15 protein-coding genes and 1 riboswitch are annotated in these 16,589 nt (G+C 67.3%); of the genes, 8 read left to right on the top strand and 7 right to left on the bottom strand.

What is annotated here, in order from left to right:
* Nucleotides 1-31 precede the first annotated feature (31 nt).
* Together KAY22_RS00785 and crtY are read right to left on the bottom strand one after the other, a co-directional pair.
* Nucleotides 32-619, bottom strand: a complete 588-nt coding sequence (locus KAY22_RS00785; RefSeq protein ID WP_296618915.1) for a TIGR00730 family Rossman fold protein — start codon at nt 617-619, stop codon at nt 32-34.
* A gap of 27 nt (nt 620-646) precedes the next feature.
* Nucleotides 647-1,789 (bottom strand): lycopene beta-cyclase CrtY, encoded by a 1,143-nt coding sequence (gene crtY / locus KAY22_RS00780; protein WP_296618913.1) that lies wholly within the window; start codon nt 1,787-1,789, stop codon nt 647-649.
* Nucleotides 1,790-1,871: 82 nt separating this feature from the next.
* Nucleotides 1,872-2,007: riboswitch (TPP riboswitch) on the top strand.
* Between the two features lie 96 nt (nt 2,008-2,103).
* Between crtY and thiC the strand changes: the two genes are divergently transcribed.
* On the top strand, nt 2,104-3,936 hold the full coding sequence (gene thiC / locus KAY22_RS00775; protein ID WP_296618984.1) for a phosphomethylpyrimidine synthase ThiC: 1,833 nt from the start codon (nt 2,104-2,106) through the stop codon (nt 3,934-3,936).
* A 123-nt stretch (nt 3,937-4,059) separates the two neighbouring features.
* Nucleotides 4,060-4,686: a DUF2238 domain-containing protein gene (locus KAY22_RS00770; protein WP_296618910.1), complete on the top strand. Its 627-nt coding sequence runs from the start codon at nt 4,060-4,062 to the stop codon at nt 4,684-4,686.
* Nucleotides 4,687-4,764: 78 nt separating this feature from the next.
* Here the strand turns inward: KAY22_RS00770 and KAY22_RS00765 are convergent, their stop codons facing one another.
* Entirely contained in the window at nt 4,765-5,202 is a 438-nt protein-coding gene (locus KAY22_RS00765; protein WP_296618907.1) for a carboxymuconolactone decarboxylase family protein, read from the bottom strand.
* 186 nt (nt 5,203-5,388) lie between these two features.
* Here KAY22_RS00765 and KAY22_RS00760 point away from each other — a divergent pair, with 186 nt between their 5' ends.
* Both KAY22_RS00760 and KAY22_RS00755 read left to right on the top strand, forming a co-directional pair.
* On the top strand, nt 5,389-6,276 hold the full coding sequence (locus tag KAY22_RS00760) for a sigma-70 family RNA polymerase sigma factor (RefSeq protein ID WP_296618904.1): 888 nt from the start codon (nt 5,389-5,391) through the stop codon (nt 6,274-6,276).
* 88 nt (nt 6,277-6,364) lie between these two features.
* Complete coding sequence (locus tag KAY22_RS00755) at nt 6,365-6,619, top strand: hypothetical protein (protein WP_296618981.1); 255 nt, start codon at nt 6,365-6,367, stop codon at nt 6,617-6,619.
* Here the strand turns inward: KAY22_RS00755 and KAY22_RS00750 are convergent.
* The 4 genes from KAY22_RS00750 to KAY22_RS00735 all read right to left on the bottom strand — a co-directional run bounded on the left by KAY22_RS00750 (nt 6,606) and on the right by KAY22_RS00735 (nt 11,060).
* Nucleotides 6,606-8,141 carry an ATP-binding protein gene (locus KAY22_RS00750; RefSeq protein WP_296618902.1) on the bottom strand — a complete coding sequence of 512 codons (1,536 nt, stop codon included), beginning with the start codon at nt 8,139-8,141 and terminating at the stop codon, nt 6,606-6,608. The genes KAY22_RS00755 and KAY22_RS00750 overlap by 14 nt on opposite strands.
* On the bottom strand, nt 8,138-9,343 hold the full coding sequence (locus KAY22_RS00745) for a DUF2336 domain-containing protein (RefSeq protein ID WP_296618901.1): 1,206 nt from the start codon (nt 9,341-9,343) through the stop codon (nt 8,138-8,140). Before KAY22_RS00745 ends, KAY22_RS00750 begins: the two co-directional genes overlap by 4 nt.
* Nucleotides 9,344-9,385: 42 nt before the next feature.
* The gene (locus tag KAY22_RS00740; RefSeq protein ID WP_296618899.1) at nt 9,386-10,621 is read right to left on the bottom strand and encodes a hypothetical protein; all 1,236 of its coding nucleotides are present in this window, start codon (nt 10,619-10,621) and stop codon (nt 9,386-9,388) included.
* Between the two features lie 142 nt (nt 10,622-10,763).
* Complete coding sequence (locus KAY22_RS00735) at nt 10,764-11,060, bottom strand: hypothetical protein (RefSeq protein ID WP_296618897.1); 297 nt, start codon at nt 11,058-11,060, stop codon at nt 10,764-10,766.
* An 82-nt stretch (nt 11,061-11,142) separates the two neighbouring features.
* Between KAY22_RS00735 and KAY22_RS00730 the strand changes: the two genes are divergently transcribed.
* The 4 genes from KAY22_RS00730 (at nt 11,143) to KAY22_RS00715 (ending at nt 16,588) form a co-directional block, all read left to right on the top strand.
* Entirely contained in the window at nt 11,143-13,596 is a 2,454-nt protein-coding gene (locus KAY22_RS00730; RefSeq protein WP_296618895.1) for a hypothetical protein, read from the top strand.
* A gap of 78 nt (nt 13,597-13,674) precedes the next feature.
* Nucleotides 13,675-14,373, top strand: a complete 699-nt coding sequence (ung, locus tag KAY22_RS00725; RefSeq protein WP_296618893.1) for a uracil-DNA glycosylase — start codon at nt 13,675-13,677, stop codon at nt 14,371-14,373.
* A gap of 107 nt (nt 14,374-14,480) precedes the next feature.
* Nucleotides 14,481-14,642 (top strand): hypothetical protein, encoded by a 162-nt coding sequence (locus tag KAY22_RS00720; RefSeq protein ID WP_296618891.1) that lies wholly within the window; start codon nt 14,481-14,483, stop codon nt 14,640-14,642.
* Between the two features lie 62 nt (nt 14,643-14,704).
* Complete coding sequence (locus KAY22_RS00715; RefSeq protein ID WP_296618890.1) at nt 14,705-16,588, top strand: asparagine synthase-related protein; 1,884 nt, start codon at nt 14,705-14,707, stop codon at nt 16,586-16,588.
* Nucleotide 16,589: the final 1 nt, after the last annotated feature.

Below are 16,589 nucleotides of genomic sequence, written 5' to 3'. Positions count from 1 at the left end.
GCTTTCGCCGGGCTGAATGGATCGGACGCGCTCACCTCTGCTCGCGTCCGATCCATTTCTCGATGACCGGCGGCTCATAGGCCTGCATTCGCGCGACCAGCGCAGCGGGATCCTCCTCGACCATCAGCATCGAGCGGTGCGCGGCGCGCAGGAAGCCGGCATCGACGACATCGTCGATGAAGCCGACCAGCCGGTCATAGAAGCCGCCGACATTGAGCAGCCCCACCGGCTTGCGGTGATAGCCCAGTTGCCCCCATGTCCACATCTCGAACAGTTCTTCGAAGGTCCCGATCCCGCCCGGCATGGCGATGAAGCCGTCGGACAGGTCTGCCATCATCGCCTTGCGTTCGTGCATCGACCCGACGACGTGCAGCGTGGTGAGCCCGTGATGCGCGACCTCCAGGTCGTGCAGCGCCTGCGGAATCACCCCGGTCACGCGCCCGCCACCCGCCAGCACGGCGTCGGCGACCATGCCCATGAGGCCGACATGGCCGCCACCATAGACCAGGTCGATCCCCGCATCGGTCAGCGCCCCGCCCAGCGCGCGGGCGGCCGTGCCATGTACCGGGTCATGGCCGGGGCTGGAGCCGCAGAAGACGCAGAGAGTGGAAATCGCCATGGCAGCAGGGTCCGTCGCTGATAGATGTCATCGTTTGAGAAAGGCGGTGACCGGCATCGGCCCTTCGCCGAGGCTGAGCGCCATCCGGTCGGTAAAGCCCAATTTCATTGCGTGGAAGCGCGCGATAAGGTCGGCGTCCATCGCGTAGAGCGATTCGAGCATCTTGTAGCTTCCCGCCACCGGGGTTTCGCGCAGCATCTGCCGCGCGAAACGTCGATAATAGTCGCGCCGCGCCCAGCTTTTCGTCGCATGTGCATGAAGCAGCGCATGTAGCGCGGGGCCGGACCAGTCGTCCGCCCCGGCAACCAACTGCGCCGTTCGCGCCGCGTCCCCCAGCGAATTGCCCAGGATCGGGTGAAACAGCCCCGATCGCAGGCCGACCTTCGCCACGCCCTCGCCACCCGACCGCCAATAGCTTTCGAAATCGCCGTCGAGCACGATCGGCAAAATGCCCGCCTGGCCACGCGCCGAACTGCGGATCCGCCAGCCGAAGCGGGCGGCGTGGTTGACGATGCGCGCGCCATGATCGTTCATGTCGAGGTCGGGCCAGGCTTCGTAGCGTATATCCTCGATGAACAGCCGGTCGGTCTCGATCGGCAGCATCGTCATGAACTGGAAGCCCTCGGCCGGATCCGCAGCGGCGTCGATGATCGTCGCGCGGCGCACGCTGTGCGGGCCGTCGAGGGTCAGCTCATAGCCGACGAATTTGCGCCAGTGCAGGTCGAGGAGCGACAGGTCCCCAGGCCCGCGCGCATCGACCACGCCCCGGGCGCTGATCAGCGTACCGTCCTCCAGCCGCACCTCGGTCGGGCTAACCGCGACCGCGCGTCGTCCGGTCAATATGCTTTCAGCCGGCATCACTTCACGCAGTGCGGCGTCGAACCGGTCGGACCGGATGCTGTATAAGGGAAAGGGCAGCGCGCGCTTGTAGAGCGGGAAGACGACCGAGAATGCCCGCCAGCCATAGTTGATCAGCGGTTCGAGCAGTGGCTTGTCCTCCGGCTCGATGTCGCTGTCGATGAAGGACCAGAGATGGGCACCGCCCAGCGCCGGCGCCGCCTCGATCAGGATCACGCGCCGGTCGGGCCGCTCCCGCCGTGCGGCAAGCGCCAGCAGGCCGCCCGACAGGCCGCCGCCGATGATCGCAAGGTCGCAATTGGGGCCGCTCATCCTGCCCAGCATATAGACGGCGCTGTCTCTTTAGCCAGCCTAGCAGTCCGCTCTTTCGCCGGAGCGAGACATTGGTTACGATTGGCCATCCCCGGGGAGCCCCCGCCGGCCGGTTCGCGGCCGATGGACACAAGGGCTGAGAGGTGGTGCTGCAACGCCCACGACCCGCTGAACCTGATCCGGTTCGTACCGGCGTAGGGAGGGAAAGCCGCACGCGGTCTCCCTTTTTCCTGCCGGACGCGCCCCTGGAGGAGAGAGACGAGATGGCCGACGCAGATCCGACGAACCTGTCAGCCGGCGGCGCGCGCCCCGCAATGGCGGTCACCACCGGCCCGATCCGCGGATCGCGCAAGATCCATGTCGAAGGGCCGCAGGGCGTGCGCGTCGCCATGCGCGAGATCGCGCTGGAACCGTCCGCCAACGAGCCGCCGGTGCGCGTCTATGACTGTTCGGGCCCCTATACCGATTCCAACGCCCAGATCGACATCATGGCCGGCCTGCCGGCGCTGCGTCGTGACTGGATTCTCGGCCGTGGCGATGTGGAGGAGTATCAGGGCCGCGCGGTAAAGCCCGAGGATAACGGTCTCAAGGGTCCGGACCGCGCGGGCGGCGTCGCTCCTTTCCCCAACGTCGTCGAGCGTCCGCTGCGCGCCAAGGCGGGGATGAACGTCACTCAGATGCATTACGCACGGCGCGGCATCATCACCCCCGAAATGGAATATGTCGCGATTCGCGAGAATGTCGGCCGCGCCGCGCTCAAGGAAAAGCTGCTGCGCGACGGCGAGGATTTCGGCGCGTCGATCCCCGATTTCGTCACGCCCGAATTCGTTCGGGACGAGGTCGCCCGTGGCCGCGCGATCATCCCGTCGAACATCAACCACCCCGAATCCGAGCCGATGGCGATCGGCCGCAACTTCCTGGTGAAGATCAACGCCAATATCGGCAATTCGGCGGTCGCCTCCGACGTCGCCTCCGAAGTCGACAAGATGGTCTGGTCGATCCGCTGGGGCGCCGACACGGTCATGGATTTGTCGACCGGTCGCAACATCCACGACACGCGCGAATGGATCCTGCGCAATTCGCCCGTGCCGATCGGCACCGTGCCGATCTATCAGGCGCTGGAGAAGGTCGGCGGCATCGCCGAGGACCTGACCTGGGAGATTTTCCGCGACACGCTGATCGAGCAGGCCGAGCAGGGCGTCGATTATTTCACCATCCACGCCGGCGTCCGCCTGCCCTTCATCCCGATGACGGCGAAGCGCGTGACCGGCATCGTCAGCCGCGGCGGGTCGATCATGGCGAAATGGTGCCTGGCGCACCACCGCGAGAGCTTCCTCTACGAGCGCTTCGAGGAAATCTGCGAGATCATGAAGGCCTATGACGTGGCCTTCTCGCTCGGCGACGGCCTGCGCCCCGGCTCGATCGCGGACGCCAATGACGAAGCCCAGTTCAGCGAGCTGAAGACGCTGGGCGAGCTGACCCAGATCGCCTGGAAGCATGATTGCCAGGTGATGATCGAAGGCCCCGGCCATGTGCCGATGCACAAGATCAAGGCGAACATGGACAAGCAGCTCGAGGCGTGCGGCGAGGCGCCCTTCTACACGCTCGGGCCGCTGACGACCGACATCGCGCCGGGTTACGATCACATCACCTCGGCGATCGGCGCGGCGATGATCGGCTGGTTCGGTACGGCGATGCTCTGCTACGTCACCCCGAAGGAGCATCTGGGACTGCCCGATCGCGACGACGTGAAGGTCGGCGTGGTCACCTACAAGCTGGCCGCCCACGCCGCCGATCTGGCCAAGGGACATCCCGCCGCCAAGCTGCGCGACGATGCGCTCAGCCGCGCCCGCTTCGAGTTCCGCTGGCGCGACCAGTTCAATCTGTCGCTCGATCCGGACACGGCCGAGCAATATCACGACCAGACGCTGCCGGCCGAAGGCGCAAAGACCGCGCATTTCTGCTCGATGTGCGGGCCGAAATTCTGTTCGATGAAGATCACGCAGGAAGTGCGCGATTTCGCCGCGACGAAGAACGCCCCCGCCGACCAGTTCATCGCCGCCGGAGAAGCCGAAGCCGGCATGCGCGCGATGAGCGACGTGTTCCGCGAAAAGGGCGGCGAGATCTACCTCCCCGCCGCCGAGTGAGGGTGAGGGCGGCAACTGCCGTTCAACGATGAAAGGGGCTCGGCATTGCCGGGCCTCTTTTCATTTGCGGTGGTCGACCGCGCACGGCCATGACCCCGGTCACCAGGCCGGGAGGGGAGAAGGATGCACCTGATCGATCAGCGAAAGCCGCTTCTGGTGGTGACGATAGTCTGGCTGGCGGCGCTCGCCTGGTCGGGTTGGCATCCCTTCGATCGGACCACATGGTGGATGGAGGTCGCGCCCGTCCTGATCGCGCTCCCGGTCCTCTGGCTGTCCGCCGCGCGCTTCCCGCTGACCGGCCTCGCCTTCGGTTTAACTGCGGTTCATGGCCTCGTCCTGATCGTCGGCGGCGCCTATAGCTATGCGCGCGTACCGGTCGGCTTCATGGTGCAGGACTGGCTCGATCTGGCGCGCAATCCCTATGACCGCCTCGGTCATTTCATGCAGGGCTTCGTCCCCGCGATCGTCCTGCGCGAACTGCTGATCCGGCTGGGCGGAATCGCGCCGGGCAAGCTCGTGACTGCACTCGTCCTCGCCTGCTGTCTCGCGGTCAGCGCCACCTACGAACTGATCGAGTTCGCCGCCGCGATGCTCCTCGGCCAGGGCGCGGAAGAGTTTCTCGGCACGCAGGGCGACGTCTGGGACACGCAATGGGACATGCTGATGTGCCTGATCGGCGCGATGATGGCGCTGGCAGGGTTGAGCGCCGTGCATGATCGGCAGCTTATGCAGTCCACGTCCGTCCGGTGAGGGAGTAGGGCAGGAGGGTTGCTCACCCCTCCTGACCGCCCGCCGTCCGAGCATGGACGGATCCTGCCCTGCCCGGCATCACGGCTTTGCCTTTACCGGCAGACGAAACGGCGCGCCGAGCCGATTGAAGGCGTTCATTGCGGCAATGGCTAGGGTGAGATCGACCAGATCCTTTGGCTGGAACGCCGCTGCCACCTTGGCATAAGCCTCGTCCGATGCGTGGGTCTCGCTTATCAGCGTGACCTCCTCGGCCCATGCCAGGGCTGCGCGATATGGGTCGGAAAACAGGTGGGGCACTTCCGCCCACACCGGTACGAGCAGCACCTTTTCGAGGGGCATGGTCTTGAGCAGGTCGCGGCTGTGCAAGTCTATGCAGTGCGCACACCCATTGATTTGCGAGACGCGCAGAAAGACGAGGTGGATCAACTCGTCGGGCAGCGCCGTTTCCCGGGTGATATAGTGATGGATACCGAATAGGGCCTTCGCGCCTGCGGGCGCCACCTCATTCCAGTTCAAGCGATGCTTTGTAGTCATGAACGTTCCTCGTTGCGCGCCCGTGGTCCGGCGCTATCCAGCATGACGAGGTGCGGGGTCCGGCTGTGACATCGCGGAAGAATTTCTTCGAACGGTCCGGATGACGTCACATCCGGGCGGTCTGCCTCGTCATGCGTGTGGGCGGCACCGCACATGAAGGATGCGCAGATGACCACGGAGCAAAGGACCGCCGATTTCGAGCTGGAACGGCAGCGGCTGATCCGGCTCGGCTATCGCATGCTCGGGTCCATCAGCGAGGCCGAAGACGTGGCGCAGGACGCCTGGCTTCGCTTCGCAGCTGCCGAAGCCACGATCGATGCGCCGGCCGCATATCTCACGCGAATCGTCACGAGGTTGTGTCTCGACCGATTGAAGTCTGCGCGCATGCGCCGGGAAACCTATGTCGGTCCCTGGCTACCGGAGCCGTTGATCAGTGACGTCGAGCCGGATGAAGCGGCGGCTGACGACATCACGGTGACGCTCATGCTTGCGATGGAACGACTGTCGCCGTTGGAGCGGGCAGCTTTTCTGTTGCACGATATATTCGACGTGGCGCTCGGCGAGGTGGCTTTGACGCTGGGTCGCGAACCCGCCGCTGTCCGCCAGCTAGCCTCGCGGGCTCGCAAACATGTGCAGGATGCCCGGCCGCGGTACGCGCTCGACGCAGCCGAAGGCGATCGGATCGCGCGCGCTTTCTTCGCTGCAGCACGTGATGGTGACACTGGCGCTCTATCGGCTCTGCTGGCAGAGGATGTCGCGATTCACATGGACGGTGGTGGCAAGGTTCTGGCCTTTCACAACGTCGTCCAGGGAGTGGACCGCGTCCGGCGGCTCTACGCCAGTCTCCATCGAAAAGCCCCGAAGCCACCCCGGCTCCTGCGCATGGTCACCATCGATGGCCTGCCAGGCTATGTGAGTATCGACGGCCGCGAGGTGCTGCAGACCACCGCTCTCGAAATCCGCAACGACAGGATCGTCGCGATCTACATCGTCAGCAATCCCGAGAAGCTGATGAGGGTCCAGTCCTTCACGTCCGCTTCGGCACCCGGCCCCTGACAGTGCGACACTCCTGTGGATGCAGCCGAGCTCGGCGTACGCTGTATAATGCCGTGACGATCTGTGGATGGGCCATTATCAGCGGCCGATGGCGAGAAAGAAGCGCATCCTGACCGCGACCATGGCCGATGGCTATGTGAAGACGATCGGCCCGACCGCCGCGCCCTTTACCCATTTCTGGCGCATCGTCGCCATTCTGGAAAACGGAAAGACCGAGGTTTTCTGGGGCCACAGCAAGTCGGCCAAGGAGGCGGGAGGCAAGAAGGAGGCGGCAGCTGAGGCCGCGAAGGCCAGAGGCTGGCGGTCTTTTCAGTTCGAGGTCGTGGAACTCAGCGAGAGCTGATCGGTAGCGTCAGAACGAAGCGCGCGCCTTTCCCAGGCGCGCTGTCGACGCCGAGTTCGCCGCCCATGGCGCGGGCGAGTCGGCGGGAGATGTAGAGGCCGAGGCCGCTGCCGGTACCGTCTTGCAGGCCGAGCCGCTCGAACCGGTCGAAGACGCGCTCCTGGTCCTCGGGGGCGATGCCTTCGCCCTCGTCGGCGACGATCACGGCGGCGATGTCCCCCTCGCGTGCGCAGTCGATGCGCACCGTCCCGCCGGGCGGAGTGTGGCGGATCGCGTTGCTCAGCAGGTTGATCAGCACCTGCAGGATCCGGCGGAAATCGCCGTGCGCGACGATGGGCGATATGGCGGTCGATGCCGAAGGGTCGGGGATGGGCCGCCACTGCGCCGCCATCGGGCCCGACACGCCGTGATTGGCGGCGGCGGGATCGCCCGCCATGGCCGGTGGCGTCGCACCCGCCGAGAGGGTTGCAGCGACGAGTGTCGGGGCGAGCGCAGGCCGTCTTCGCCAGGCAGGTCCTATCACCCGCACCTGCGCCAGATCGGCGCGCACGGCGAGCAGTCCGGCGGCGCGGGCGGACGCATCGATCAGGTCGACGGCCTCGGCTTCGGGGCGAAAATCGGGACGTTCGATCGTCTGAAGGTCGACCAGATCCTCGACCAGCGCGAGCAGATGGCGGCCCGCTCCCGCGATATCATCGGCATAGCTGGCATAATCGCGCCGCACCGGGCCGTCGCCGCGATCGGAGATGCTGTCGGCATGGGCGATGATCCGGTCGAGCGGCTCGCGCATCGCCTGACCCAGTGCGGTGCCGAAGGCGGCGTCGAGCGGCGGCGGATTGGCGTGACCGCCGGCGGCCACCGGCTTAGGCGGAAGCGGAGCATCGCGGCGGCTGATCAGCAACTGATAGCCGGCAAAGCCCCCATTGGCTCCGAAGCTGGGCATGCCGGCGACGCGCACCGCCACGCCGCGGCCGAGCAGGCAATGCGCCTCGCCATCCTCGAACCGGTCGGCGCGCATCGCAGCTGCCACGATCGAGGACAGCCCTTCTGCATCGCGGCTGAAGGACAGCAGCGTCTCTACCGGCGCGCCGATGGTCGCGGGCAGATTGGGAGGGCTCTGCGCGATGCGCAGCATGGCGTCGGTCTCGACGATCCAGTCGGCGGCCGCGCGGCCGAAGTCGCGCCAGCGTACGGCCTCGGTCGCAGGGGTTGGCTGCGAGGCGAGATTTTCCTGCCAGCCGGTAATGGCGAGGACGACCCCGTCGTCGTCCTCAGCGGGGCGCACCGATACCCACAGGGCGACATCCTGCTCGTCGCTGGCGGCGATCACCTGTCGCGCGATCGGAATGCCCAGCCGGCGCGACAGCCGCGCAATCTGTCCCAGCTGGGGCAGCGCGATCATCCCGCCGGTTACTCCGCCGGCCTGCTGGTGCAGCCGCAGCAGAGGAGGGTCGGCCTCCACCAGACGCCCCTGCGCGTCGACCTTGCCGAACACGGGCCGGACGCCCTGCGGAGCGTTCATCGCCGCCGGCCGCCTTCGCCGATCTCGATCACCGCGCGGCGATAATTGGGATCGAGCCGCCAGATCAGCACCGCCTCGGCAGCCTGCCGCTGGCTCATCCGGTCGAACGCCTCGGCGCGGGCGACGATCTCGTCCTCGGCCGCGCCTTCGGCCGATCCGATCCGGTAGAGCATCGTCACCGCCGCCGCCCGGTCGCACTCGATCGCGCGCAGGATGGTGCCGAGCATCAGCCCGTGCGGATCCGTCACCATCGACCAGACACCGGTCGAATCCATCCCCGCGCGCTGGGCGATCGCGGCGGTGAACAGCGCCAGCCATCCTTCCTCCAGCGCATCGACGAGCAGTTGGTCATCGATCATGTCGCGATCGGAAAGCAGTTTCGCCAGAATGTCGGCGCGCGCCTCCAGCGTGTCGCTGTCGTCATGTTCGGCGAGCAGTCCGCGCACGGCGCCTGCCATCAGCAGGTCGGCGCGGGCCTCGGCCATGCCTTGCCGGTCGACCAGATAATGGCGCAGGGCCGCCGCCACCGCCCAGAGCAGCTTGCGGTGCGGGCCGGGCTGCAAATCGGTGCGGGCGAGCGCGGGATCGCCGAACGCATCATAGCGGCGGCTCTCGGCGATCAGCAGTGCCATCGTCGCCTCCGCCAGCGCGGTATCGCCCTTGTCGAGCAGCCGCTGGGCGAGGTCGGCGACATGATAGGGCGAGCCGCGCCCCAGCATGAGCGCCAGGCGATGTTCGTCGACCCGGCGGAGCATCGCGGCGACGAGATCGGGCTCGCGCAGCAGCGGGGTCGGCTCTAGCAGCGGAAGCGCGATCGGGGTGGTGGCGGAACCGAGCTGCGCGATCAGCGCGGCATCGGTCGCGGCCTGCGGCGGAGCTATGGGAGCGTCATGCAGGCGGTGTGCGACAGTTGCGTCCGATGCAGATGAAAAGTCAGTATCATTAAGGGGATAGCTGCTCTCCAGCGCGCCGATCAGGCGGACGCGCAGTTCGTCCTCGATCGCGCCGATCAGCGCGCGGATCAACTGCGCTATCTGCGCGCGGTGCTGGTCGGACAGGGTCACGGCGCTGTCGTGGAACAGGTCGCTGGCGGCGCGGCCGACGCGGCTTTCGACGCTGTCGAGCGCGCGTGCGGCGTCATGCAGCCACCGCGTCGCCGCGGACTGCCCTTCCGGCCGCCACTCGTCTTCCAACCCCATCATGCGTCGTTCGTATCGAAATGTCGTTAAATCGAAGCTAAACGATCAATCCTCGCAAGCACTGGCGCTCTTCCACACCGCCCGGAAGCGTTCGAGGAAAGAGGCCATGGCATAGGCCGCGAGCGCCGCGATCGCCCAGCGCCACCCGCCCAGCACCGCCAGGGCCGGTGCCAGCCACAGTAGCGCATCTTCGCTGGCGGTCCAGAGCGGCGTCGGCGGCGCCCGCAGCGCTCGGGCCACCGGGCGGAGGGCTGCCATTCCGCCGAGCGACGCGGGCACCAGCAGTGCAATTGTCCACCAGCCCCAGCCCCCGGTCGCCGCCTCGTGCCGCGCGAGCAGACCTAGCACCGCGGCACTCGCCAGCATCCGTGCCGCGCCGGGGAGGAATTCGGCGGGGGCGTCGCTCCACACCAGCCCCATGCGCCGGGCCAGCGCCCCTCCCGCAGCGGCGATCGGCAGCAGCAGCGCGGCCCCCCAGAAATAGCCGAACCCCGCCAGCAATAGCGCGAGCCAGGCAACCGCGACCGATCCCCAGGCGACCTGCCGCTCGTCGATCCGCCGGACCATCGCCTGCGGCAGCAGCGGGGCCGCGATCAACCGGTGGAGATGGCGTTCGGCCCAGTTGCCCTCGTCGCGCTCGGCGCGGCTGAGCATCAGCCGCTCGACCGCAGCGGTCGCGGCCGGCCCGGTCGCGATCACCGGCGGCGGTAGCGCCGCGCCCCCCTCCGCCGCCGGGCCGTCGGGCGCCAATGCCGGCACGCGCAGGGCATCGCCCTGCACCAGCCGGCGCAACAGGGTGGAGCTGAAATCCCAGTCCCCCAGCATGTTGGCGGTGGCGACGAGCATCGCCTTGTCCATCACGGCATAGCCGCCCCAGCGGTCCTCGGCATCGATCCGTTCGAACGCCTCATGGTCTGGCATGTCCGGCAGCGCGAGCAAAGCGGGGCCAGGCGTATCGACCAGCGCGTCGACCGCCGCCTGCGCCGCGACCACGCCATCGGCGATCAGCAGCACGCGTTCGTCGGGATGGAATCGGTCGACGGCATCGCCGACGGTGCGGGCTATCTCGATCCGCAGACCGTCGCGCCGCAGACGGTCGATCGCCTGTGCGAGTGCGGCGGGTACGCGCTCGACCAGCACCACGACATGCGCGGCGCCGGCCCGGCGGGCCAGCCCGGCCTGATGTTCGATCAGCGTGCGACCGGCCAGCGGCAGGACCGCGCGCAGCCCGTCACCCCGGTCGACCTGATCCTGCGCGGCAATCAGCGCGGCGAGCGGCAATGGACACGTCCCCCTCGGCAAGCCGGTCGCAATAGGGGGAAAAGGAGGATTCTGCAAAGCCGATCATGGCCCCGCCCGTCCCCTTTCGGGCCGGGTCGAGACGGCAAGACGGCGGCTGGTTGGGCAACCGCCGAGCGGTGCCTCAGCGGCGGCAGTCTGCCAGGCTGCAGGCGAGCCGGTCGAGCATAGCCGTGTCGGGGGCGGAGGCCGCTGCTTCGGCGGCCTGATCCGCCAGTTCGACCAGACCGAAGCTCGCGGCAAGCCCCTGCAGGCGAAGCGCCTCCTCGCGCCAGAACGCAGGCGATGAGGGTTGCGACATAGCGGCGAGATGCTGGGTGGCCGAGGCGAGGAACAGCGCCCGCAGATCGGCCGCAACCGCGCTGTCGGGGCCGACGGCGTCTGCGAGAAGGCGGTCGAGCGTTCCGGGATCGATGGTCATCCCGCCATCAGCGCCCGCAGGCGTAAAGATTTCGTTACTGCGGGCTATGCCGCGACTCGCGATTCCTGTAGGGGTTGAGCCCATGGGGAAGGCACCGCATCCGCTGGATCGCTGGCGCGCCGCCAACGCGGCCGAGGCCGAGGCCGTTCGTTCCGCCGCGACGCTGCCGAACGGGGACGATGCGGACAGCCCCACGACCTCCGAAATCCCGGCCGACAGCAGCGAGCTGATCCTTGGTGAGGGCGCTCGCGAGGATGCGCCGGCGCATCTCGATCCGGTTTCCTATATGCCGCGTCGTCGCGGTGCCGACATCGCCATCGGGGTGCTGTTCGGCGCGCTCGCGACCGGCTGGGTCGCGCTATGGATCGGCGGCGCCGCGCCCACTTCGGGCGACCTCGCCGCAATCGCCAATGGCGTAGCGCTGCTCAGCGGCCCGCTTGCCTTGCTCGGCATTCTGTACATCCTGCTCCAGCGTGGCTCGCTGCGCGAGGCGAAGCGCTTCGGTGATACCGCGCTGTCGCTGCGGGTCGAGGCGCGTCGGCTGGAAGAGGCTGTGGGCCGGATCACCGCCGTGCTCGACAACCGCCGCACCGATCTTGCCGGTCACACCAATGCGCTGCTCGACGAAGGCAACCGTGCGGCCGAAAAGCTCCAGCAGATTAGCATGGACATGCGCGACGAGACCGACCTCCTCGCGCGCCAGACCGAGTTGCTGCAGAACGCGGCCGGCGGTGCCCGCTCGGACATGAGCGGGCTGATGCAGGACCTGCCGCGCTCGCTCGACATGGTGAAGGAAGTGGCCGAACTGATCGGGTCGATCGGCGGCACTGCCAAGGATCACGCCGATGGCCTGTCGGAGGCGCTGTCGGCGATCGTCGCGCGCAGCCATGAGGCGGACGAGATGATCGGCGCCGCCTCGGGCCGTCTCGCGACCCAGATCGGCCGAATCGAAACCCGCGCCGAGCGCACCACCCGTACGATCGAGGAGGCGGCGGCCTCGCTTGGCCAGACGATCGACGGCACGCTCGACAAGGCGGTCCATGCGATCGACCAGGTCGGATCGGGCATCGATGCCCAGCGCGAGGCGATGGCGGCGATGATCGACCATGGCCGCGCTGCGCTGGACGAGGCCGGTACCGCCGCCGCCGCCTCGATCGCGCAACGCCTGACCGAAATGGGTGCCATGGCGGCCGACCTGTCGCGCCAGCTGACTCGCCAGGACGAGGATGCGCGCCGGCTGGTCGCCAATCTCGAACATGCGCTGTCGGCGATCGAAAGCCGGTTCGAGGCGCTGGGTGCCACCAGCACCGAACAGACCGCCGACCTCGCCGAACTGGTCGTGACCCTCAGCGACCATGTCGACAATCTCGGCCAGGCGGTGACCAACAGCATGGCCGGCGCGCGCACGCTGACTGACCGCGCCAATGCGCTGCGTATCGCGTTCGATTCGATCATCGCCAATGTCGAGCGCGACCTGCCCCAGGTGATGCACCGGGTCGAGGCGGAGGCCGCGCGCGGGGACGGCGTGATGCGCGCGATCACGGCGCAGGCCGAACAGCTGACCCAGACCGTCGAGCGCGCGACCGACCGGCTCGGCTCGGCGGACCTGCTGATCGACCGCCAGCGCGAGGCGATTGCGGGGTTGGGCGATCTCGCCGCCCGCCGCATGGCCGGCATCGCCGCCGATGGTGACGCCCTGCTCGAACGCCAGCGCGAACTGTCCGACGCCTTCGCCGAAGAGGCCAATGCCCGGCTCGAGGCGCTCCGCGACCATTCGAACGAACTCGCCCGCCTGATCGCCGAGAGCGAGGGCAATATGCGCGCTCTGTCCGAGCTGTCGGGCAGCAAGCTGGTCGATGCCATCCTCAAGGTACGCGAAACCGCGAGCGAAGCGGCGCGCGGCGCGCGCGAGGCGCTCGAATCGATCATCCCCGATGCCAGCGAGACGCTCGCGCGCAGCGGCGCCGAGGCGATCGAGCGCACCTTCGGCGATCAGATCACCCAGCGCATCCACCTGATCTCCGACACCGCCGAGGCGGCGGTCGCGGCCGCCAATCAGGCGAGCGAGCGACTGATGCAGCAGATGCTGTCGATCACCGAGGCGGCCGCAACGATGGAGAAGCGCGTCGCCGAGGCGGGCGCGAGCCAGGAAAGGACCGACCAGGAAGCGATCAGCCGCGAGGTCGCCGTGCTCGTCGAGCATCTGAACTCGGCCGCGATCGACGTCACCAAGCTGCTGTCGCACGACGTGCCCGACGGCGCATGGAAGGCCTATCTCCATGGCGACCACGGCGCGTTCACCCGCGCCGCCGTCCGCCTGCTGCGGACCGAGGAGGCGCGGCGGATCGCGGCGCTCTATGATGCCGACGTCGATTTCCGCGGCCATGTGAATCGCTACATCCACGATTTCGAGGCGCTGCTGCGCCGCGTTCTCGCCAGCCGCGACGGCGGGGCGCTGGCGGTGACGATGCTGTCGTCCGACATGGGCAAGCTCTATGTCGCGCTCGCCCAGGCGATCGAGCGCCTGCTGGTCTGATCGCGCCCGCGCGGCCCGGCCCGCGCTCAGCCTCCCGCCGCTCTTGTTCCTCCGCTCAAGCTGCGCCACACAGCGGCCATGGCCGACATCAAGCTGCACGAGAGCTGGAAGGGACCGCTCGCCCCCGAATTCGAGGCCCCCTATATGGCGGCGCTGCGCCAGTTTCTGGTCGAGCAGCGCGGCCAGGGCCGTCGCATTTTCCCGGCGGCGAGCGAATGGTTCCGGGCGCTCGATCTCACCCCGCTCGACAAGGTACGGGTCGTGATTCTGGGGCAGGACCCCTATCACGGCCCCGGCCAGGCGCATGGCCTGTGCTTCAGCGTGCGCCCGGGCGTTCCGCCGCCGCCCAGCCTCGTCAACATCTACAAAGAACTGCATAGCGACCTGGGGCTGGAACGGCCGGCGCACGGCTTCCTCGAACATTGGGCCGAACAGGGCGTGCTGCTGCTCAATTCGGTGCTGACCGTGGAAATGGCCCAGGCCGCCTCCCACCGCGACCGCGGCTGGGAGAAGTTCACCGACGCGGTGATCCGGCTGGTCAACGCGAAGACCGATCCGGTCGTCTTTCTGCTGTGGGGCAGCTATGCGCAGAAGAAGGCGGCCTTCGTCGACAGCACCGACAAGGGCGGCCGCCATCTCGTGCTGAAGGCGCCGCACCCCTCGCCGCTATCGGCCTATAACGGCTTCTTCGGATGCCGGCATTTCTCGAAGGCCAATGCCTTTCTGGAGGCGCATGGGATGGAGCCGATCGATTGGTCGCTACCGGCGGTGGGGTGAGGAAGAAGGCGTGATGCGGGCCGCAGGCCTGCGTAGCGTTCGTTGACAGGCATTGGGTCGCTACCTATGCACCTTCAGGAATAGGGTTGCAGGAAAGGCAGATACCGATGACTGACACTGTTGGACGGATGCCCGAGCGCGACAATCAGGCTCCTCTGCGGCCGTGGCACCCGCCTGTGCTGAAAGTCGAGCATGTCGATGAAATTACCCGCAGCGGCAGCACCTCGTCCCGCAACGACGGCTCGTCGATATTCGCGCCAACCTCCTGACGCTCCTTTCGTTTGCACGTTGAAGCATCTACGCTGAAAACGCTGCGTTTTCAGCGCATGGCATGAGCGCGTTCGCCGGCATCGTTCGCTGGGATGGCAGGGGCCCGCTTGACCCGGGTGACTCGGCCCGATTGATTTCTGCAGCGACGGCAACAGGTCATCTGAAGCCGACGATAGTCTCGGCGCCTCCCCTTGTCGCCGCGCTCGCGGAACGCGGTAGATCTTCTTCCCGACAAAAGCCGGACGGGCCCATAGTTTCGCTATTCGACGGACGCGTCGATGATCGCGTCCATCTGGCGGCACGTCTGAATCTGTCCGATCGGGAGCCCGATGACAAGACGCTGGTCCTGGCTGCGTTCGACCGCTGGGGGACGGATGCACCGCGCGAGATGCTGGGCGAGTTTGCGTGGGCGATCTGGGACGCTGCGAATGCGTGTCTGATTCTTGCGAGGGATCCCTCTGCATCCCGCTCGCTATATTATTATCGTGATACCCGACTCGTCGCTTTCGCCACCAGCGTTCGCGCTCTGCTCGCGCTTCCCGACGTGCCCCGCGACCTGGATCGGCAGGCGCTGGCCGAATTCGTAGCACTTCATCCCGGCATGGGCGACCGGACGGTCTATCGCGACATCCGCCATGTCCTGCCGGGCACGACGGCCATAATCACGGCCGAGCGATTGCGGCTCGAGGCGAACTGGCGCCCGTTTCGCCGCCCCGGTCCGGTCAAACCCTCCGAATGGACCGAAGGCGCGCGCGAGCTGCTGGAGCGCGCTATATGCGATCGTGCCCGGACCGGGCCGGTTGCGGTTTCGCTCAGCGGTGGTCTCGATTCTTCGATCGTGGCTGGCGTGGCGGCGGCGGTGCGGGCGCCTGAATCCGTTCTCGGTATCGCCCTCGTGCCAGGCGATCAGGACCTGGCCGTGCATCCCGGCTGGGTGCCGGACGGTCGTCCGCAACTGGAGGCGCTGGCGCGCTGCCACGGCAATTTGCGGATCGATCACATCATGCCTCCGGTTCACAGGGTAGACGTCGACCCGACGCATCTTTTCGTAGCGACGGGCCAGCCCATCGGGCTCGCGCCGAATATCGGTTGGCTGCTCGGTGCGTGGCAGCACGCGCAGGCTGCCGGTGTGCAGATGCTGATGACCGGTGACGAGGGTGAGATGTCGATCACCCACCGCGGGTCGCTGTCGGCATTGGTTCGTCAGGGCGAGCCAGCGAGAGCGGCGCTCGAAGCGTGGCGTCTGGCTCGCGGGGGGCAGGGCCGCCTGCGCGACCATATCGATATGGCTTTCTTCGGCGGCACATGGAATTTGATACGTGGCAAGGGGCCACGCCCCGGGGATTGGCGCCACTACAGCCCCATTCACCCGGACTTCGCCCAAGAGGCCGGCGTGACCGAGCTCCTGATCGAAGAGGGGTTTCCGGGAGGCTTTCGCCATCGCCCGCCCGGATATCGGGAAGCGGTGGACATCTACATGCGGCGGCGGGCGGGGACCGTCGACAATATCGCAGCTTTGCGCGCTCTGACCGGAGTCGACCATACGAGTCCGTTCAGTGACCGCCGGGTGGTCGATTTCTGTCTGTCACTGCCTGAAAGAGCGTTCGTGCGGGATGGCCGCTTCCGCTGGCTGGCGCGTGAGGCTTTCCGCGATGTGCTCCCGAAGGAGGTTCGCGACAACAGCGTCAAGGCCGAACAGAATGCAGAATGGTTTCACAATCTGAGGCTGCGGCGGGATCGCCTGCACGAGCAGCTGGAAGAGATCGAGACCTCGCCCCTCGCGCGGCAGGCGCTGGACCTGCCACGGCTCAAGCGCCTGCTCGACCAATGGCCCGCGACCGCCGAAGCTGCGACGGCGGCGGGGCCTGCCTATCGGTCGACCCTGGTGCGGGGCCTCCATGTAGGTTCCTTCCTGCGCTGGCTTGACCCCAGCAATGGCGGATGAA

The sequence above is a fragment of the Rhizorhabdus sp. genome (genome assembly GCF_018006725.1).
Classification (GTDB): Bacteria; Pseudomonadota; Alphaproteobacteria; order Sphingomonadales; family Sphingomonadaceae; genus Rhizorhabdus.
The sequence above is the reverse complement of the archived record's forward strand: the minus strand, read 5'-3'. Positions and strand labels throughout refer to the sequence as shown.